The following is a 19,276-nucleotide window of genomic DNA, read 5'->3' as shown; positions in this document are numbered from 1 at the left end:
CCCAATGCGGGCGCTTGCGGTGACGGCTTGCTTCGCCGCGGCCGCAATGCTCGGCCTCAGCGCGCCGGCCAGGGCCGACAACGACATCGTCTATGTGTCGTCGACCAAGAATGCGTCGATCAAGGTTGCCAAGGGCAAGCCGAAGACGATCATGACCAATGCCGCCTTCTACCAGATCGTCATCGGCGATCCGGAGATCGCCAACGTCAATCCGCTGACCGACAAATCCTTCTATGTGCTGGGCAACAATCTCGGCACCACCGGCATCGCGCTGTTCGACGAGAACAAGCAGCTGGTCGGCACCGTCGACATCGAAGTGACGCTGGACACCGACCAGCTGGCCAGCACCATTCGCGCCAGCGTGCCGGACGCCAAGATCAAGGTCGGCTCGGCCAACGGCCGCGTCGTGCTGTCGGGCGAAGCCGATGACGCGGTCGCCGCCGAGAAGGCGAGCAAGATCGCCAGCCGCTTCTCCGGCAATGAAGAAGTGATCAATTCGGTCAACATCTCGTCTTCGCAGCAGGTTCAGCTCAACGTTCGCTTCGTCGAGATCAACCGCCAGGCCGGACAGGATCTCGGCGCCAAATACAGCGCCAATTTCGCCTACGGCCTTGGCGGGCGCGATGTCACCATCGAGCCTGGCTCGGTGCCGGCGGCCGGCAATGGCGAGATCATCGGCCGGCTGCTGTCGAACGGCCTGTCGATCGACGTCGCCATCAAGGCGCTGGAGGAGCGTGGCCTTGCCAGGCGGCTGGCCGAGCCGAACCTGATCGCCCGTTCGGGCCAGACGGCAAGCTTCCTCGCCGGCGGCGAGTTCCCGATCCCGGTTTCCGAGGACAATGGCAAGATCTCCGTCAGCTACAAGAAATACGGCGTCAGCCTGGATTTCACGCCGACCGTACTGAAGGACGGGCTGGTCAGCCTCGACATCGCGCCCGAAGTGTCCTCGATCGATGCCTCGGCCTCGTACAATATCGGTACGATCTCGGTGCCGGGCTTCATCGTGCGCCGCGCCAGGACATCGGTCGACCTGAAGAACGGCCAGAGCTTCATGATCGCCGGTCTGCTGCAGTCGCAGAACGACATCACCACCTCGCGTCTTCCCGGCCTCGGCAAGCTGCCGGTGCTCGGCTCGCTGTTTTCCTCGAAATCCTATCAGCGGCGCGAGACCGACCTGGTGATCATCGTCACCCCTTATCTGGTCAAGCCGGTCGACCCGTCGAAGAAGCTGCTCGAGCCGACCGACGGCACGCAGCCGGCCAGCAATGTCGACTATTTCCTCAACAACACCGAAGAAGTGAAAACGTCCGATGCCAACCGTGCAATGGCAATGGCCAGCGGCAGCACGGCACAGTCGGCCCCGGTCACCACGGTCGGGCATTTCCTCGACCTGCCGAAGGATTGAAGCCATGCGCATGGGACCATGCATCGCCCTGCTATTCGCCGGCCTCGCCAGCGGCTGCACCAGCGACGACTACATCCGCAGCGAGGGGCCGACGACGGCCGCCGGCAACGCGCAGGCTGCCAATACGGCCATGCAGATGGTCGATCCCTGGAAGTACGGCGTCCAGAACACCAGGCTGCTGGTGCCGGCGCAGCGCAGTGAGGCGGCGGTGAACGCCGCCGATCAGGCGGCTGCTGCCAAGGCCGTGCAACCAACAGCGACAACCGATTGATTTGCCTGGCGATTTGACCGGGAATGACCTGACAGGCTGACAAAATGGCAAGCGGCATCAAGACCAAGAAAATCCTGCTGGTGTCCAGCGACCGGACCTTTGTGCAGGATACGCGCACCGCTTTCGCGGCCTCGGAGGTGATCCAGCTTTCGACCGTCGAGAAGAACATTTCCGAACTGCGCGGCGAGGTCCAGGAAGCCGATTTCGGCGCGCTCATCGTCGACATGGATGCGGCAAAGCTGGAAGAGATCGAGTCGCTGCAGCGCATCATGCGCCGGCTCGAAGGCCGCGTTCCGGTCGTCGTCGTCACCCAGGAGTTCAACGCGGCAGCGGTGCGCATCCTGGTGCAGCTCCAGGTCGCCGATTTCCTGGTCAAGCCGATCACCACCGCCGATCTGGTGCGTTCGGTCATCCGCGCCCTGCAAGGGCCGGGACGCGAGGAAAACACCGAGTCGCAGATCTACACCTTCATGCCGGCCGCCGGCGGTGTCGGCACCACGACGCTGGCGCTGCAGACCGCCTTCCAGCTGCATCATTCGGTGACGCGCGGCGCGTCGACCTGCGTGGTCGACCTCAATTTCCAGCAAGGCGCCTGCGCCGAATATCTCGACCTCGAGCCGCGCTTCGACATCACTGAAATCGAGAACCAGCCTGAGCGCCTCGACCGGCAGCTGCTGGATGTGATGCTGTCCAAGCATGCGAGCGGGCTCTGCGTGCTGGCCGCCCCCACGCATCCATCGGAAATGCGCTCATTCAAGACCGATGTCGTGGTGCGCATGCTCGATCTCGTCTCTGCCTATTTCGACAATGTCGTCATCGACATGCCGCGCACCTGGTTTCCGTGGACGGAGACGGTGCTGCTCGGCTCCAACAAACTCTACATCGTCGCCGAAATGACGGTGCCGTGCCTGCGCCATACGCAGCGGCTGATCCAGGCGGTCTACGAGACGGCCGGCAAGGAAGTGAAGCCGAATGTCATCGTCAACCGGTTCGAGCAGAAGATGTTCGACAACGGCATCAAGCAGGCGGATGTCCAGGAAATCCTCGGCGAGCATTTCGTCGGCGGCATCTCCAACAATTACCGGCTTGTGCGTGAAGCGGTCGACCGCGGCGTGCCGCTGCACGAGATCGACCCGAACGCCAATGTCGTCAACGATCTGAAGAAGATCATCCTGCCGGAAGAAGCCGTCGCGACGCCGGAGAAATCACGCTCGCTGTTCGGCATCGGCAGGGGCCTCCTGAAGAGGAAAGCCGGATGACCAGCCGCTTCTCGACCCTGCAGAACCGTGACGTCCGCCCGCTGAAGTCGGCCGAGGTGGCGCCGGTTGCGCACCACGCCGTGGTCATTCCGACGATCCGCAAGGCCTTGCCGCCGAAACCGGATACAACACCGGGAAAAAGCGCCAACAAGGTGCTCGACGCCCGCGTGCGCATCCACCGTATGCTGCTCGAAGAGATCAACCTGGTCGCGCTGGAGCGCCTGCCCAAGGAAGAAATGCGCCGGCAGGTGCAGGAATTCGTGTCGGAAAAGACCCGCCAGGAGCGGATGGCGATCAACACCGTCGAGCTCGAGGCGCTGGTCGACGACATCGTCGATGAGATGGTCGGCCTCGGCCCGCTGGAGCCGCTGCTCAAGGACCCTGACATCAACGACATCCTGATCAACGGCCACCAGAACTGCTTCGTCGAAAAACGCGGCAAGCTGCAGCAGGTCCATATTCCTTTCAAGGATGAGGCGCATCTGTTGCGCATCATCAACAAGATCGTCGCCGCCGTTGGCCGCCGCGTCGATGAATCGCAGCCGATGGTCGATGCCCGCATGCTCGACGGCTCACGCTTCAACGCCGCCATCCGGCCGGTGGGCGTCGACGGGCCGCTGGTGTCGATCCGCAAGTTTTCCAAGAACAAGCTCGGCCTGCACAAGCTGGTCGAATTCGGCGCCATCACCCAGAACATGGCCGAGGTGCTGGCCGCCGCCGTGCATGCCCGCAAAACCACCATCATCTCCGGCGGCACCGGCACTGGCAAGACGACGATGCTCAACGCATTGTCGGCCTTCATTCCGGAAGACGAACGGTTGATCACCATCGAGGACGCGGCCGAACTGCAGCTGCAGCAGCCGCATGTCGCGCGCATGGAAACGCGCCCCGCCAACATCGAAGGTCATGGCGAGCTGAAGCAGCGCGACCTGGTCAAGAACGCGCTGCGCATGCGCCCCGACCGCGTCATCCTCGGCGAGTGTCGCGGCGAGGAAGCCTTCGACATGCTGCAGGCGATGAACACGGGCCATGAAGGTTCGATGGCGACCATCCACGCCAACACGCCGCGCGACGCCATTTCACGTCTCGAGCAGATGCTGGGCATGACGGGCATGCCGATGACGGTGCAGTCGATCCGCAGCCAGATCGCCAGCGCGCTCGACCTTATCGTCCAGTTGACGCGTCTGTCCGACGGCAAGCGCAAGGTGACCAGCGTCGCCGAGGTGACCGGCATGGAAGGCGACGTCATCCAGATGCAGGAGATATTCCGCTTCGTGCGTACCGGCATGGAAGCCGATGGCACCATCCTCGGTCACTACGAGGCGACCGGTATTCGCCCGCGCTTTCTTGAGGATCTGCGCAATATGGGCATCGAATTCCCCGGTAAGTATTTCGAACCTGGCCGGCCGCAGGAGTAGCTGCGTGTTCGAGAGTTTCAGCCCAATCTATGTCGTTTATGCCGCGGCAGCGCTGACCGGCATCATGATCGCCGAAGGCTGCTATCTGCTTTATGCCGGCCGCAGCGACAAGCGCGTGGCCATCAACCGGCGCATGAAGCTGCAGGAAAACAAGATCAGCCAGGAACAGGTGCTGATCCAGCTGCGCAAGGAGCGCGGCCTGGATGCCGGCACGTCGTTGTTCTCGCCCGACCGCTTCCGCGCGCTGCGCACGCAGTCGGGTATGGTGATGCCGTTGCCGAAATTCCTGACGATAACGACAGGCGTGGCGCTGGCGATCATGCTCACGGCGCTCTGGTACGGCCTGCCGCTGCTGCTCGGCATTCTGCTGTTTGTGATGCTCGCGCCACTGCTGCCGGTGCTGGTGCTGCGTACCAAGCGCAGCCGGCGGGTCAAGCGGTTCGGCGTGCAACTGCCGGAGGCGCTGGAGCTGATCACGCGTGGCCTCAAGGCCGGGCATCCGGTGCCGGTTGCGATCTCCATGGTGTCGCGCGAGATGCCCGATCCGATCGGCAGCGAGTTCGGCGTTATCTCCGACGAAGTGACCTATGGCTCCGACCTGGTCTCGGCACTGAATTCGCTGTTCGACCGGGTCGGCCAGGAGGATCTGCCGCTGTTCGTCACCGCGGTGTCGATCCAGACGAGTTCGGGCGGCAATCTGCGCGAGATCCTCGACGGCTTGTCGACGACCATTCGCGAACGCGGCAAGCTGCGCCGCAAGGTGCGCGCCATTTCGACCGAAGGCCGTATGTCGGCCTATATCCTGACGGCGGTGCCGGCGCTGCTGTTCGCCGCCATCATGGTGATGATGCCGCAATTCTATCAAAGCGTCTGGGATGTGCCGAAGACCTGGTATCTGCTAGGCGGCTCGGTGACGTGGCTGATGCTGGGCAACATCATCATGTTCAAGATGTCGAATTTCCGGTTCTGAGATGGAACAGGTGATCCAGTTTCTCGCCTCGCTGGCGCCGACGTCGCTGATGCCGGTGGCCGCGCTGCTCCTGGCCTTGGGCGGTGGCGCGGTGGCATGGCCGTTGGTGATGGCCAAAGGCGACCGCAACGATCTCAAGCGCCGGCTCAAGGTCGACGACAGGAAGGCTCCCGAACAGGTCGAGCCGGCGCCGAAGAAGAGCCAAAGCGTCGTGCGCGAGAAGGCGGTGAAGCGGGCGCAGGAATTCTACGCCAAAAGCGATCCGGAAAATGTCGCCCGGCTGCGCATGAAGCTGATCCAGGCGGGCTATATGGAGCCGCGCGCCGTCGGCACGTTCTTCCTGATCCGCTTTGCCTGCCTCGTGGGCACGGCGATCGGCGCGTTCCTGGTCAACCACTGGATGGCAAGCGCCGATTCCACCGCGACCAGCCGCTGGACCTTCATCATCCTGTCGGGAGCCGCCGGCTATCTCGTGCCCGGCCTGGTGCTCAGCCAGAAGGTGCGGGAAAAGATGCGCGAATACCGCAACGGCTTTCCCGACTTCATGGATTTGATGATCGTCTGCTCCGACGCCGGCATGAGCATGGAAGCAGGCATCGAGCGCGTCTCGAAGGAACTGGCCAAGACCTATCCGTCGCTCAGCCAGAACCTGCAGCTGGTGTCGCTGGAACTGAGGGCTGGCCGCAGCCTCGACGATGCCTTGAAGGCGCTCGCCGACCGCCTCAGCCTGGACGAGGTGCGCTCCTTCGCAACGCTCCTGCAGCAGTCCAAGGAACTCGGCACCAGCCTCGCCGGGGCGCTGCGTGTGTTCTCCGATGAAATGCGCCACAAGCGCATGTCGCTGGCTGAGGAAAAGGCACATGCCTTGCCGGCCAAGATGTCGGTGCCCGTGGTGGTGTGCATCCTGCCGGTGGTGCTGATGATCGCCGTCATCCCCATCATCGTCAAAATGACCGCAGCGCAGTAGGATATTTCGATATTTCGAGACGGGCTCCTGCACATCTGAGGGCGCTGGTGGTTAATGGCTGGTAAGCCGGAAACCAAATTTTCAGCGCATTTCAGCACCGAAGCTTAATCGCTCTCCTGTACAAATGATCCCCAGAGAATGACCCGGTAAATCGGGCGATTGGGGCCAGGGGCATGCGTCACAGAAGTTTCACGGCAATGGCCGCGCTAGCGGCCGTCTTGATGGTCAGCGGCTGTACGACCGAGAACGTCGACAAGACCAAGACCACATCGATCCAACCGGCGGCAAAGGACGTCAGCACGTCCGATCTGGCGCAAGGCAAGGCGCAATTCCGCGATGCCAATTACGGCTTGGCTGAACAGCATTTCCGCAAGGCCGTGGAGCTCAAGGCCGACAGCGCCGAGGGATGGATGGGGCTGGCCGCGTCCTATGACGAGCTAGGCCGCTTCGACTTCGCCGACCGTGCCTACGATCAGCTTTTGAAGGTTGCCGGGCGCAAGCCGCAGATCGTCAACAATATGGGCTATTCGCAGCTGCTGCGCGGCAACAAGAAGAAGGCAAGAGCCCTGCTGATGGAAGCAAGGGCCGGCATGGCCGACCCGACGGTCGTCAACGCCAATCTGGCGCTGCTCAACAAGGGGTAAGGCTTCGCAACCGTCGTTTGCAGCATCTGCAGTTATCTATCGACGGTTTGTAAACCCTGTCGGAAAGTTGCACTGGAAGGCCGGCCAAAAACGGTATCCCGAGGCGACCGCTCGCCTATGATGCAGCGCAACCGACGATCCCTGAAGGCTGTCGTTCACCCATGCTGGATTTCAGTTCGCTCCTGCTGGCAGCCGCGCTGTCAGGCACATGCCTGAGCATTACCATGTTCGCGATCTGGTTCACGGCGCCGCGGGCGCGATTCGTGCTGACGGTCGCGTGCGGCATTCTGGTCCTAGTCGCCCACGTCATCGTGTTCTGGCGCTACACCAGGGAACCCAACCCCTTGCTTTGCCAGGCAGCGCTGGCGCTACTCAGCCTCGGTTTCCTGGCCCTTTCGCTTTCAGCCATGCAATACCTCGACGTGCGCAATTACAGTCGCGCCGTCCTGCCGGCCTTGGTTGCGATGGTTGTCTGCGCCGGCGTGACCTATCTCGGCTTCGACGGTGTCGGCTTCATCCTCACCTATGTGACGGTAACAGTGCTGCTCGCCTCGATCGGGGTGATGTTCTGGATCAAGGGCGGTCATGATCGCGGCATTCTGCTGGTCGTTTCGGCCTTGAGCGGCGTCTGTGGTCTGTCCTTCGGCCTCTGCGGCGCTGTGCTTCTGGTCAAGGGTCAGTGGGTGCTCGGCGTCGCGCCCGACAATTGGGCCGAGCGATTGAACTCCGTCGTGGCGGTCGCCTGCATGACTGCGCTCGGTGCACTGACGCTGTCGTTGCACCATTTGCAGGCGCAGATCGAACTGAAGGCCGAGACCTTGACCGACCCGCTGACCGGGCTGATGAACCGGCGGGCTTTGAACTCGCTCTATGGCGAGCGAGACTTCGGTCCGTTCATGTCGATCGCCATGTTCGACCTCGATCATTTCAAGCGGACCAACGATGTCTATGGCCATCCGGTGGGCGACCGGGTCCTCTGCCGCTTCGCCGCAATCATCAAGAAGTATGACAGGGCCGGCGTCGACGCCTTCCGGCTGGGCGGCGAGGAGTTCGCGCTGGTCATGTCGCGGATGACTGAAGACAAGGCCTACGACTTTGCCAGCAGGATCGGCGTCGCCTTCGGGGCGGAAGTGGTGCCGACGCCGCGCGGTCCGCTGCGCAGCACCGTCAGCGGCGGCATCGGCTTTGGCGAGGAGGGCGGCAGCAGCCTCGACGAGGTACTGGCCGAGGCCGACAAGGCGCTCTATGCGGCCAAGCACGCCGGACGAAACCGCGTGCTTGTCCACGACCGTAAGAGCAAGGCCGACGGGCCGGCCTTGCGTTCGGCTTGATCAGTTAAGCCTCTACTCGGCGGCGCCGAGATATTCCGACAGCGGCGGGCAGGAACAGACGAGGTTGCGGTCGCCGGCGACATTGTCGATGCGCGACACTGGCGGCCAGTATTTGGCCGCCGTATCCACGTCGCCGGCGGGGTAGGCCGCTTCCAGCCGCGTATAGGGGTGCGTCCACTGGCCGGCCAGTGTTTCGGCCGCCGTGTGCGGGGCGTTGACCAGAGGGTTGTCCTCGAGCGGCCATTCGCCCTTCGCCACTTTCGCCGCCTCGCCGGCGATGGCGATCATCGCCTCGCAGAACCGGTCGAGCTCGCGCTTGGGCTCGGACTCGGTTGGCTCGACCATCAGCGTGCCGGCAACCGGGAACGACATGGTCGGCGCATGGAAGCCATAGTCGATCAGCCGCTTGGCGATGTCGTCGACGCTGATGCCGGCGCTCTCCTTGAGCACGCGGGTGTCGAGGATACATTCATGCGCGATCCGGTCGTGCCTGCCCTTGTAGAGAAGCGGGAAGTGCGGCGCGAGCCGCGTCGCCACATAGTTGGCCGAGATGATGGCCGTCTCCGTCGCCTGCTTCAGGCCGGCGGCGCCCATCATGCGGATATACATCCAGGTGATCGGCAGGATGGAAGCGCTGCCGAACGGTGCGGCCGACACGGCATGCGCCGAACCTTCGGTGACATGACCCGGCAGATAGGGTTTCAGATGCGCCCTGACGCCGATCGGGCCGACGCCCGGGCCGCCACCGCCATGCGGGATGCAGAAGGTCTTGTGCAGGTTCATGTGGCAGACATCGGCGCCGATGTCGGCAGGGCGCGCCAGCGCGACCAGCGCGTTGAGGTTGGCGCCGTCGAAATAGACCTGGCCGCCATGCTCATGGATGAGAGCGCAGAGGTGGCGCGCGCCTTCTTCGTAGACGCCATGCGTCGAGGGATAGGTGAACATCAGCGCAGCGAGGTTCTTCGAATGCTCGTTGGCCTTGGCCCGCATATCATCCATGTCGATATTGCCGTCCTCAAGGCAGCGCACGACGACGACGCTCATGCCGGCCATGGCCGCACTCGCCGGATTGGTGCCATGCGCGGACTGCGGGATCAGGCAGATGGTGCGATGGCCTTCACCGCGCGCTCGGTGATAGGCGCGGATGGCGAGCAAGCCGGCATATTCGCCCTGGCTGCCGGCGTTGGGCTGCAGGCTGACGGCGTCGAAGCCGGTGATCTCCGCCAGCCATCCTTCGAGCTCGCCGACCATGGCGCGATAGCCGGCCGAATGGCTGGCCGGCGCGAAGGGATGCAGATTGGCGACGCTCGGCCAGCTCACCGGCATCATTTCAGCCGCGGCGTTGAGCTTCATGGTGCAGGATCCCAGCGGGATCATGGTGCGGTCGAGCGCCAAATCCTTGTCGGCCAGCCGGCGCAGCAGACGCATCATGTCGGTTTCGGAGTGGTTCTCGCGGAAAACCGGCTGGGTCAAAAATTCCTTGCCGCGCGGCTTGCCGGGCATCATGCCGGCTTCGGCAGCAGCTGGCTTGGCGCCGAACAGGTCGGCGATCGCTCCGAGGTCGGCCTCCGTCGAGGTTTCGTCGAAGGCGATGCTGATGCGGTCGGTATCGATGACGCGCAGCAACCGGCCACCCTTTTCAGCGGCAGCGGCGATCGAAGCTGCCTTGCCCTTGACCTCGGCCGTCACCGTGTCGAAGCGGCTTGAGCCGAGCACGGAAACGCCTGAAGTCTTCAGGCCTGCCGCGAGGCGATTGGCGAGTTCATGGATACGTGCTGCGATCGCCTGCAGCCCGGTAGGACCATGCCAGATCGCATAAGCCGTTGCCATGTTGGCAAGCAGCGCCTGGGCAGTGCAGATGTTGGAGGTCGCCTTGTCGCGGCGGATATGCTGTTCGCGCGTCTGCAGGGCGAGACGATAGCCCGGGCGGCCCTTGCTGTCGGTCGACTGGCCGACCAGCCGGCCGGGCATCAGCCGGGTCAATTTGTCGGAAACGGCGCAATAGGCGGCATGCGGGCCGCCAAAGCCCATCGGCACGCCAAAGCGCTGCATCGGGCCGACGGCGATATCGGCGCCAAGCCTGGCGGGCGCCTCGGTCAGCGTGAGGGCAAGCGGATCGGCGATGAAGACGACGACCGCGCCGGTGGCGCGAGCCTTGTCGATCGCCGCCTTGTGGTCGCCATAGACGCCAAACGTGTCCGGCCAGGAGACCAGCAGGGCAGCGGTGTTGTCGTCGATGGTCTCGCCGTCGATCTCGATGCCGAGCGGCTCAGCGCGGGTGCGCACCACGTCCAGCGTCTGCGGATGCGGCGTGCCGGCCAGCGCCACCTTGGTGCGCTTGTCGCGGTGATGGCGCAGTGCAATGCCGACCGCTTCGGCCACCGCGGTCGCTTCATCGAGCAGCGAGGCCGATGCCACCGGCAGGCCGGTCAGCTCAGTGACCAGCGTCTGGAAGTTGAACAGCATTTCCAGCCGACCCTGGCTGATCTCGGCCTGATAGGGCGTATAGGCGGTGTACCAGGCCGGGTTCTCGAACAGGTTGCGCTGGATGACCGGCGGCACATGGACACCGTGATAGCCGGCGCCGATGAAGCTCTTCAGCACTGTGTTTTTTGCCATGGTCGCCGACAATTCGGCCAGGGCTTCGGCCTCGCTGGCCGGCGCGGGCAGGGTCAGCGGCAGGTCGAGGCGAATCGACTGCGGCACGGCTTGGCTGATCAGCGTCTCGACGGAGGGAACGCCGATCACCGCAAGCATGGCTCTGACATCGTTGACATCAGGACCGATGTGGCGGGCCGAGAAGGGGGTAAGTGCTGCGCTCATTGCAATAGGTCCTGATATCAACCGATATGGGCTTTGTAGGCGGCGTCATCCATGAGGCCGGCGAGTTGGCCTTCGTCGGCGAGCTTCATCTTCCAAAGCCAGCCGTCGCCGGTCGCCGCCGAATTGACCAGCGACGGGTCGGACGACAGCGCGCCGTTGGCGTCGGTGATCTCACCGTCAACCGGCGCATAGACGTCGGAGGCGGCCTTGACGGATTCGACGACCACGGCGGTATCGCCCTTGCTCAGCTTCGTGCCGATTTGAGGCAGTTCGACGAAAACGAGGTCGCCAAGCTGTTCCTGCGCGTAGTCGGTAATCCCGACGGTGGCGATGCCGCCCTCGACGCTCAGCCATTCATGATCTTGGGTGAAATAGGTTTTTGCCATCGGGATTATCCTTTGCGGTAGCGATGAGGAGTGAAGGGCAAGGAACTGATATCGATCGGGATTTTCGTCCCGCGAACGTCGGCGAAGAGTTTTGCACCCGGCTTGGCCAGGGCCGTTGTGGCGTAGCCCATGGCGACGGGATGACCGGCCGAGGGGCCGAAACCGCCTGAGGTGACATGGCCGGCCGCATTGCCGTCGGCATCGAACAGGGCAGCGCCTGCGCGCACCGGCTGGCGTCCCTCCGGCTTCAGGCCGACGCGCTTTTGCGACGGCCCGCGCTCCAGGATGGACCGCAGTGCGTCTGCGCCGATGAAGGCGCCAGTGGCTCTGATCTCCTTGGGGATCGCCCACATCAGGCCGGCGCTGGCCGGGTCGATCTCCGGCGTGATGTCCTGGCCATGCAGGCAGAGGCCAGCCTCCAGCCGAAGCGAGTCGCGGGCGGCAAGGCCGATCCACAGCACGCGCGCATCCTTGAGCAATTTCGCGACCAGGGCGCGCGCATTCGCTTCCGGCAGGCCGATCTCGAAGCCGTCCTCGCCGGTATAGCCGGAGCGGCTCATGAACCAGTTCTGCTTCGGCTCTATGCCGTGCATGAACAGCAGCGAACCGGTCTCGATGCCGGCGCGGGACAAGGCAGCCCAGGCTTCCGGCCCCTGGATGGCGAGGAAGACGCGGTCGAGCGCATCGACTTCCACCTCAAAATCGATCGCCAGCGCGCGCAGATGCTTCTCGTCCTCGACCGCATTGCCGGCATTGGCGACCACCATGAACCTGGTATCGCCGAGCCGGGTGACGATCAGATCGTCGATGATCCCGGCGGCCTCGTTGAGGAAGAAGGTGTATTTGGACTGCGAAATCTCGAGCGCCCCAGCATCGAGCGGGCAGGCGCGGTTCAAGAGGGCGACGGCGCCCGGTCCGCTGACCTCGAACAGCTTCATGTGCGAAATGTCGAACAGGCCGGCATGTTCGCGTGTGTGAAGATGCTCCTTCATCACGCCGGCCGGATAGGTCAGCGGCATCGACCAGCCGGCAAAGGCGCCAAAGCGCGCGCCGGCGGAGCTGTGCAGATCCTCGAGGGGAAGGTGTTTGGTATCGTCGCCCGTCATGTCATCTCCAGAGTCGCACGCAATCGGCCGCTGCTGGCGACCAGTCCGTGCCCCTCTGTCTGAAGCCTGAGAGACTCGCGCAACCGGAACTCTGTCGGCGACGCTTACACCTTCGGCGCGGGGGCAAGCCCCGACTTTCCAGAGTGTCTTTCCCGTCTACGGTTCTTTTGCCTGAGAGATTTCGGGCGATTTCCCCTTCGGCGGCAGCTCGCGCTGCTCTCTCCCGCAAACAGGTAGGACTCAGACCCGAGCCCTCGACGCGCCATCCATAGCTTGTCGGCGACACCTTGTCACCTGCCAGCGACATCTTCCTGACAAGTCTTCGCTAACCACGCCGTTTGCCGGTTTTTCAAGACAATGCTGATAGCTTGGCCGGCAATTGCGTTGGGCACGGCGGACGGGGACTGACAGATGGGCGAACAGATCGGGAGCGCGCCGGTGGCGGGGCTGGCCTCTAAAGACCGCATCATGGCGGAAGACGTCGTCATGCTGCGGGCAGAAGTGTTCGCCGACGGCGTGGTGACGCGCGGTGAGGCCGAAGCGCTGTTCGCGCTCGATGCGACGGCCAAGGACAAATGCTCGGAATGGCCTCAATTCTTCGTCGAGGCGGTCACCGACTACATCGTCCACCAGGAAAAGCCGGCCGGCTATATCTCCGAGGACAATGCCAATTGGCTTGTGAGCACCATCTCGCGTGACGGCCTGGTCGACAGCCTGACCGAGCTGGAGCTGCTGGTGCATGTGCTGGAGCGGGCGAAATCGTCGCCCGGCCGGCTCTCCGCCTATGCGCTGGAGCAGGTGGCCCACGCGGTGGTCGACGGCAAGGGGCCGCTGATGCTCGGCGGCGCGCTGGTTCCCGGGCTGGTCGCCAAGGCCGAGGTTGATCTGTTGCGCCGCATCCTTTATGCCTATGGCGGCGACGGCAACATCGCCGTCACCCGCGCCGAGGCCGAAGTGCTGTTCAGGATCAACGAGCAGACTTCCGCGGCAGACAATGATCCGTCCTGGAACGAACTGTTCGTCAAGGCGCTCGCCAATTTCGTCATGTGTTCGGCTGGCTATGAAGCGCCGACGCGCGATGTGGCGTTGCGCCGGGATGGCTTTTTCGACCACACGGAACCCGAGATCGGCGGCTTCTTCGGGCGCATGGTGTCGGGTGGGCTTGCCGGCATCATGGAAGCCTATCGTTCGCCCGGTGATATCGAGGCCGAATGGGAATCGAAGAACCGCGCCGCCGAGGCGCTTGCCCGCCGCGCCGAAACGATCGACGCCGATGAGGCGAAATGGCTGGCCGAACGCATCGGCGCCGGCCGGCCGTTGCATGACAATGAACGCGCGCTGCTGACGCTGATCAAGCATGCCTCGCCGGAGATCCATCCGGCGCTCAAGCCGCTGCTCGACAAGGTTGCCTAGGCCGTACCTGCTATCGTTTTGCAGAGGATGACGTTGGAGTGGCCTTCGGGCCAGTCCGCGAGTTCGGCCATGCGTTCGAAGCCGGCCTTTTCATATAGGCTTGGCGCCTGAAAGTCATGGGTGGAGACCCAGATCTTGCGAACACCGCGGCTGGCGGCCTCGGCAACAAACGCGTCTAGCAACTGCCTTGCATAGCCGAGACCTCGATGGGCCTCGTCAATCCACATCAATGTGAGTTCGGACGTGCCCGCCCAGGAATAGCCGGCGGCAACGCCGATCGCGTCTCCCGCCTCGTTGCGGATGACAAAGGCCAGCTGCCGGTCATCGTCGCGGTTTGTGACGCGACGATTTTCTGCGTGGAGACGTTCCTCGAGAGCATTCAGTTCGGTGGGCGATAGATCGTGCTCGGGCTGCAGGCGAGCCGCCATCAAATCCCGCCATACCAGTCATAGCCATTGTCTTCCCAATAGCCGCCGCGGCCGCCGCCGACATTGGCAAAGCTGTCGACCAACTCGATCTTGTAGAGATATTTCGGCATCTTGTAGCCGAGCTGGCGCTCGACGCGCACGCGCAGCGGCGCGCCATTTTCGACCGGCAGCGGCTTGCCGTTCACGCCGTAGGCGAGGATCGTTTGCGGGTGGCGGGCGTCGATCAGGTCGATGGTGCCATAATATTTGATCTCGCCGGAGAGGCTGCGATCGATCGTGTCGAGGCAATGGAACATGACGTAGCGGGCCTCAGGCTTGACCACAGCCTGGTCGAGCACCAGCGACAGCGGCGTGCCGGTCCATTTGGCGATGCAGCTCCAACCCTCGACGCAGTCGTGACGGGTGATCTGGGTGCGGCTCGGCATGTTCTGCAGCTGCTCGCGGCTGAGCGACAGCGGCTTTTCGACCAGACCCGTCACCTCCAGCCGCCAGTCGGCGAAATTGTTGGCGAGCAGGCCCTTGTAGGTATCGTCGTCTGGCGCGGTGACGCCGTTCGGGCGCTGCGGCTGGCGGATGTCGGCCTCGGAAAATTCCGGTGCCAGCGCATCGCGACCGGCCAGCAGCCGTTGAGCCCGATAGGTCAGGCCATTGGCATTTTCGAGGAAACTGCGCAGGCCGTCTCCCATGCCAAGCTGGCTGTCGAAGGCATCGCAGCCCGACAGCATGATGCCGGAAACACCGAGGCTTGCCGAGGTCAGGAATTTTCTGCGGCTAATCTGGAATTTGGCCATGTCAGATGCTCCTCTCGGCGGGCTTGTCGTCATGTGCGGGAGGGTCGGTGCGGTACCAGCCCGTGATGATCGAGCGCAGTTCGTTGATGGGGCCGGCGGCGAGGATCATCACGATATGGATGATGAAGAAGCCGACCAGCAGCAGCATCACCGTGAAATGGATAGTGCGCGCTGTCTGCCTTCCGCCGAGCAGTTCATTGAGCCAGGGCAGCACCGAGTTCATGCTCGGCGACATGGCAAGGCCTGTGATGATCATCAGCGGCAACAGCACGAACAGCACGCCGCCGTAAGCCATTTTCTGCAGCGTGTTGTATTCACGGGTGTGGTGAAACCTGAGCTTGGCGTGGTCGACGATGTCCTGCGGCAGGCGCTTGAGATCGTCCAGGCGCGGCGCCAGATCGCGGCGCAGATGGCCGTTGATGAGACTGGCGACAAGCCAGACCACCAGTGTGGTGGTCAGTATCCAGGCGAAGAAGAAATGCACGACGCGGGCGGTGCCGAGATCGTAGTAAGACGGGATGGTCGCCCAGGACGGAAAGCCGCGCGAGGTTTCCTGGCCGGCGGGGCCGGACCAGCCGAGCACACCGGTGGTGTCGAAGCGATGGCCGAAGATTTCGGTATAGCCGCGTGGGCCGGTGGCGGTGTTTTCGGCGCCGATGGCAAAGACGGTGTTGTTGTATCCGAACCCGGACTGCTTGCCGATATAGAGTTGCGGGCGGGCGTTGAAGATCTGCAGGCCGGACAACAACATGAAGAACAGCGAGATGGCCCACAGCCAGTGCGTCAGACGCGTCCAGCGCGATTGCCGGTAGATCAGCGTAGTGTCCTTCGGCGCGGCTGTATCCGCTTCGGCGATGGCCTGGCTCATGGCAATGGTTTCCATCTTTTCCTCGCCTTCCGGCTGCGCGATCCTGGCATGGCCGCGCTCGTCCTTGTCCTCCCAATACGTCGCTATCGAAAGCGATGTTTCATGCGATCACGTTTTTATTACGGGCACGGATTGTTACGGGTTGCCCAAGCTGACCGCGAGATTGACCACGGCGGCGACGATGACCGTGTTGAAGAAGAACGACAGAATCGAGTGGACAAGCACGACGCGGCGCATATGCGAGGTGGTTATTGCCGTGTCGGCGGTCTGTGCGGTCATGCCGATCACCGTCGCGAAATAGAGGAAATCCCAGCCATCCGGCCGTTTGCTGCCGGGAAAATCGAGGCCGCCGACCGGGATCTTCTTCTTGGTCTCGGCATCGATCGCGTCGCCGTCCATCCAGTACACATGCGCATAGTGAAGTGCCGCCAGGCAGTGGATGGTGAACCAGCCCAGCGGGATCGACAGCATGGCGATACCGAGTTCGATCGGGTCGCGGTCCTTGTGGTTGATCAGCAGGAACAAAAGGACGATGGCGATGCTGACGACACCGAGCGTGATGGCAAAGATGCCCAGCACCGGCAGGTCGACCTCGCGCGCATTCTTGCTGAGATAGCGACCGGACAGCAGCGGCATCTTGGCGATGACCAGCGCAATGAAGACGACGAAGAAGGCGTCGGCAGCGACCGAGACGGAATAGGCAAGCGGCAAGCCCGCGATCAGCGCGATAACCAATGCCGGCAGGCCGACGCAGGCCGACACCAGGAATTGCTTGTGCCGGTGCAGCGGGTTCGTGACGGGGATATCTGTCGCCATAGTCCGGCCCCTGGTGCCGTTTCTAGCCCGGTGTGACGGATTTCAGCGCGCGCCGCAAGATACGGTCGAGTTCGCCCAGGAAGCGCGAGCGGTCCTGCGGTGCAAAGCTGGCATTGTAGCCCTTGCTCTCGCCGGTCTCGCGCAAATGCTGCTTCAAATCGCGCATTGCCACCGCCATGCCGATGGTTTCAGGCGTGAACGGCCGCCCGGTGGGGCCGAGCACATAGGCGCCGAGCGCCACGGCGCGGGCCGCAAGCGGGATGTCGGCGGTGATCACGATGTCGTTGGATTTTGCGTTGTCGACAATCCAGTCGTCGGCGGCGTCGGCACCTTTGGAGACGACGACGTTGCGGATCATCGGATCACGTGAGGGACGCAGGCCGCCATTGGAGACGTAAGTAACGACGACGCCATGGCGCTCGGCGACCTTTTCGACCTCGGCTTTCACCGGGCAGGCGTCGGCGTCGACGTAGATGGCGGGTGCGTGCATTGTCTCTCCAAAACGGACATGGGGCCGGCATGTTACCCGGCCCCATGCCAGAAATCTCGTGCTGTCAGGCCGGCAGGGCGCCCGACTTCTTCGCCGTCCAGGTGGCCATATAGTCCATCAGGCCGGGGTTCAGGCAGTCATAGGGCTCGAGCCCGATCGATTTCAACTGCGCGCGAATACCGTCCATGCGCTTCGGGTCGACACCGGATTCGATGATCGATGAGACGAAAGCGGTGAAGCCCGGCGGTGACCAGCCGTCTTCCTCGAAACGCTCGGGATGGATGAAGGACAGGCCCTTGAACGGATGGTCGCGCTCGACCGGTCCGTGCATGTGGACGCCGCAGCCGGTGCAGGCATGGCGCAGGATCGTCGCCGAGGGATCGACCACCTTCAGCTTGTCGCCATTCTCGGTGACGGTGACGTCGCCGGTGCCGGCGACCGCCACGACCGAGAACACCGCGCCGTCAGGCTTCCAGCATTTGGTGCAGCCGCAGGCGTGGTTGTGGGCGATCTGGCCCTTGACCTTCACTTTGACCGGCTTGCTGGTGCAGGCGCAGACCAGCGTGCCGCCGGCAAAGCTGGCGCTTTCCCTGGGTAAGCCATTGTCGATTTTCGGATGCAGTTTTTCAGGCATTTTATTCCTCCCTTGTTGAACCCGTGCAACTTCAGTCGCTGGCCCTTCGGTCGGCGGCTTTCTTCTCCTAGTAAACGACCACGCTTCGGATCGACTTGCCCTCATGCATGAGATCAAAACCCTTGTTGATATCCTCCAGCTTCAGCAAATGGGTGATCATCGGGTCGATCTGGATCTTGCCGTCCATGTACCAGTCGACGATCTTCGGCACGTCGGTGCGGCCGCGCGCGCCGCCGAAGGCGGTGCCCATCCAGCTACGCCCGGTGACCAGCTGGAACGGTCGGGTCGAAATCTCCTGGCCGGCGCCGGCGACGCCGATGACGACAGACTTGCCCCAGCCGCGATGCGAGGCTTCCAGCGCCTGGCGCATCACCTTGGTGTTGCCGGTGCAGTCGAATGTGTAATCGGCGCCGCCGATCTGGTCGGCGCCGCGCTTGGTCATGTTGACGAGGTGAGGGACGATGTCGCCGTCGATCTCCTTCGGATTGACGAAATGCGTCATGCCGAAGCGCTCGCCCCAGGCTCGTCTGTCGTTGTTCAAATCGACACCGATGATCATGTCGGCACCGGCCAGCTTCAGGCCCTGGATAACATTGAGGCCGATGCCGCCGAGGCCGAAGACAACGGCGGTAGCGCCTTGCTCGACCTTGGCGGTGTTGATGACCGCGCCGATGCCGGTGGTGACGCCGCAGCCGATGTAGCAGATCTTGTCGAAGGGCGCGTCCGGGTTGACCTTGGCCACCGCGATCTCGGGCAGCACGGTGAAGTTGGAGAAGGTCGAGCAGCCCATATAGTGGAAGATCTTGTCCTTGCCGATCGAGAAGCGCGACGAGCCGTCCGGCATCAGGCCCTGGCCCTGCGTGGCGCGGATGGCGGTGCAGAGGTTTGTTTTGCGCGACAGGCAGGACGGACACTGGCGGCATTCCGGCGTGTAGAGCGGGATGACGTGATCGCCCTTCTTGACCGAGGTGACGCCCTTGCCGACATCGACGACGACGCCGGCGCCTTCATGGCCGAGGATCGCTGGAAACAGGCCTTCGGGATCGGCGCCCGACAGGGTGAACTCGTCGGTGTGGCAGATGCCGGTCGCCTTGATCTCGACCAGCACCTCGCCTTCGCGCGGTCCGTCGAGGTCGACCTCCATGATTTCCAGCGGCTTTCCGGCGGCGACAGCGACAGCGGCGCGGGTTTTCATCAGGCAGTTCCTCCCAAGGCGATTGGTCTTCAGGCTTTCAGGATTTTTATACTGTTTCAAC

19 protein-coding genes and 1 riboswitch are annotated in these 19,276 nt (G+C 63.2%); of the genes, 9 read left to right on the top strand and 10 right to left on the bottom strand.

Annotated features, from left to right (window positions below; all coding sequences use genetic code 11):
- Positions 1–4 precede the first annotated feature (4 nt).
- The 8 genes from H0241_RS29070 to H0241_RS29035 all read left to right on the top strand — a co-directional run bounded on the left by H0241_RS29070 (position 5) and on the right by H0241_RS29035 (position 8,265).
- A complete protein-coding gene (locus H0241_RS29070) occupies positions 5–1,405 on the top strand; it encodes a type II and III secretion system protein family protein (protein ID WP_235984539.1) in 1,401 nt (466 codons plus the stop codon).
- Positions 1,406–1,409: 4 nt separating this feature from the next.
- Positions 1,410–1,676 (top strand): hypothetical protein, encoded by a 267-nt coding sequence (locus H0241_RS29065; RefSeq protein ID WP_181061207.1) that lies wholly within the window; start codon positions 1,410–1,412, stop codon positions 1,674–1,676.
- A gap of 44 nt (positions 1,677–1,720) precedes the next feature.
- The gene (locus tag H0241_RS29060; protein WP_142865011.1) at positions 1,721–2,935 is read left to right on the top strand and encodes an AAA family ATPase; all 1,215 of its coding nucleotides are present in this window, start codon (positions 1,721–1,723) and stop codon (positions 2,933–2,935) included.
- A complete protein-coding gene (locus tag H0241_RS29055; protein WP_181061206.1) occupies positions 2,932–4,353 on the top strand; it encodes a CpaF family protein in 1,422 nt (473 codons plus the stop codon). Before H0241_RS29060 ends, H0241_RS29055 begins: the two co-directional genes overlap by 4 nt.
- Positions 4,354–4,357: 4 nt before the next feature.
- Positions 4,358–5,323, top strand: a complete 966-nt coding sequence (locus H0241_RS29050; protein ID WP_181061205.1) for a type II secretion system F family protein — start codon at positions 4,358–4,360, stop codon at positions 5,321–5,323.
- A 1-nt stretch (position 5,324) separates the two neighbouring features.
- Positions 5,325–6,290, top strand: a complete 966-nt coding sequence (locus H0241_RS29045) for a type II secretion system F family protein (protein ID WP_181061204.1) — start codon at positions 5,325–5,327, stop codon at positions 6,288–6,290.
- A gap of 173 nt (positions 6,291–6,463) precedes the next feature.
- Positions 6,464–6,934 (top strand): hypothetical protein, encoded by a 471-nt coding sequence (locus H0241_RS29040; protein WP_181061203.1) that lies wholly within the window; start codon positions 6,464–6,466, stop codon positions 6,932–6,934.
- Positions 6,935–7,158: 224 nt separating this feature from the next.
- Entirely contained in the window at positions 7,159–8,265 is a 1,107-nt protein-coding gene (locus H0241_RS29035) for a GGDEF domain-containing protein (RefSeq protein WP_235984538.1), read from the top strand.
- Positions 8,266–8,277: 12 nt separating this feature from the next.
- On the opposite strand, the gene gcvP is transcribed toward H0241_RS29035, so the two are convergent.
- From gcvP to gcvT, 3 genes are read right to left on the bottom strand one after another with little or no spacing between them, the layout of a single operon-like run.
- Positions 8,278–11,088 carry an aminomethyl-transferring glycine dehydrogenase gene (gene gcvP, locus H0241_RS29030; RefSeq protein ID WP_181061201.1) on the bottom strand — a complete coding sequence of 937 codons (2,811 nt, stop codon included), beginning with the start codon at positions 11,086–11,088 and terminating at the stop codon, positions 8,278–8,280.
- A gap of 17 nt (positions 11,089–11,105) precedes the next feature.
- Positions 11,106–11,474, bottom strand: a complete 369-nt coding sequence (gene gcvH, locus H0241_RS29025) for a glycine cleavage system protein GcvH (protein ID WP_112564620.1) — start codon at positions 11,472–11,474, stop codon at positions 11,106–11,108.
- Between the two features lie 5 nt (positions 11,475–11,479).
- A complete protein-coding gene (gcvT, locus tag H0241_RS29020; protein ID WP_181061200.1) occupies positions 11,480–12,580 on the bottom strand; it encodes a glycine cleavage system aminomethyltransferase GcvT in 1,101 nt (366 codons plus the stop codon).
- A 149-nt stretch (positions 12,581–12,729) separates the two neighbouring features.
- A riboswitch (glycine riboswitch) is annotated at positions 12,730–12,816 on the bottom strand.
- Positions 12,817–12,991: 175 nt separating this feature from the next.
- Between gcvT and H0241_RS29015 the strand changes: the two genes are divergently transcribed.
- Complete coding sequence (locus tag H0241_RS29015; protein ID WP_181061199.1) at positions 12,992–13,993, top strand: hypothetical protein; 1,002 nt, start codon at positions 12,992–12,994, stop codon at positions 13,991–13,993.
- Here H0241_RS29015 and H0241_RS29010 read toward each other — a convergent pair.
- The 7 genes from H0241_RS29010 to H0241_RS28980 all read right to left on the bottom strand — a co-directional run bounded on the left by H0241_RS29010 (position 13,990) and on the right by H0241_RS28980 (position 19,215).
- Complete coding sequence (locus H0241_RS29010; protein ID WP_181061198.1) at positions 13,990–14,421, bottom strand: GNAT family N-acetyltransferase; 432 nt, start codon at positions 14,419–14,421, stop codon at positions 13,990–13,992. The genes H0241_RS29015 and H0241_RS29010 overlap by 4 nt on opposite strands.
- The gene (locus H0241_RS29005) at positions 14,421–15,212 is read right to left on the bottom strand and encodes a molybdopterin-binding protein (RefSeq protein ID WP_181061197.1); all 792 of its coding nucleotides are present in this window, start codon (positions 15,210–15,212) and stop codon (positions 14,421–14,423) included. Before H0241_RS29005 ends, H0241_RS29010 begins: the two co-directional genes overlap by 1 nt.
- Position 15,213: 1 nt before the next feature.
- Positions 15,214–16,080 carry a cytochrome b/b6 domain-containing protein gene (locus tag H0241_RS29000; protein ID WP_181061258.1) on the bottom strand — a complete coding sequence of 289 codons (867 nt, stop codon included), beginning with the start codon at positions 16,078–16,080 and terminating at the stop codon, positions 15,214–15,216.
- A gap of 135 nt (positions 16,081–16,215) precedes the next feature.
- Positions 16,216–16,896 carry a DUF1345 domain-containing protein gene (locus H0241_RS28995; protein WP_181061196.1) on the bottom strand — a complete coding sequence of 227 codons (681 nt, stop codon included), beginning with the start codon at positions 16,894–16,896 and terminating at the stop codon, positions 16,216–16,218.
- 22 nt (positions 16,897–16,918) lie between these two features.
- Positions 16,919–17,386 (bottom strand): YaiI/YqxD family protein, encoded by a 468-nt coding sequence (locus H0241_RS28990; RefSeq protein ID WP_181061195.1) that lies wholly within the window; start codon positions 17,384–17,386, stop codon positions 16,919–16,921.
- Positions 17,387–17,450: 64 nt separating this feature from the next.
- Positions 17,451–18,020, bottom strand: coding sequence for an S-(hydroxymethyl)glutathione synthase (gene gfa / locus H0241_RS28985; protein ID WP_181061194.1), 570 nt, complete (start codon positions 18,018–18,020; stop codon positions 17,451–17,453).
- 67 nt (positions 18,021–18,087) lie between these two features.
- On the bottom strand, positions 18,088–19,215 hold the full coding sequence (locus tag H0241_RS28980) for an S-(hydroxymethyl)glutathione dehydrogenase/class III alcohol dehydrogenase (RefSeq protein WP_181061193.1): 1,128 nt from the start codon (positions 19,213–19,215) through the stop codon (positions 18,088–18,090).
- Positions 19,216–19,276 lie beyond the last annotated feature (61 nt).

The sequence above is a fragment of the Mesorhizobium neociceri genome, assembly GCF_013520985.1.
In the GTDB taxonomy this organism is placed as follows: domain Bacteria; phylum Pseudomonadota; class Alphaproteobacteria; order Rhizobiales; family Rhizobiaceae; genus Mesorhizobium; species Mesorhizobium neociceri.
Note: the sequence above shows the minus strand (reverse complement) of the source record. Positions and strands in the feature narration are given on the sequence as shown.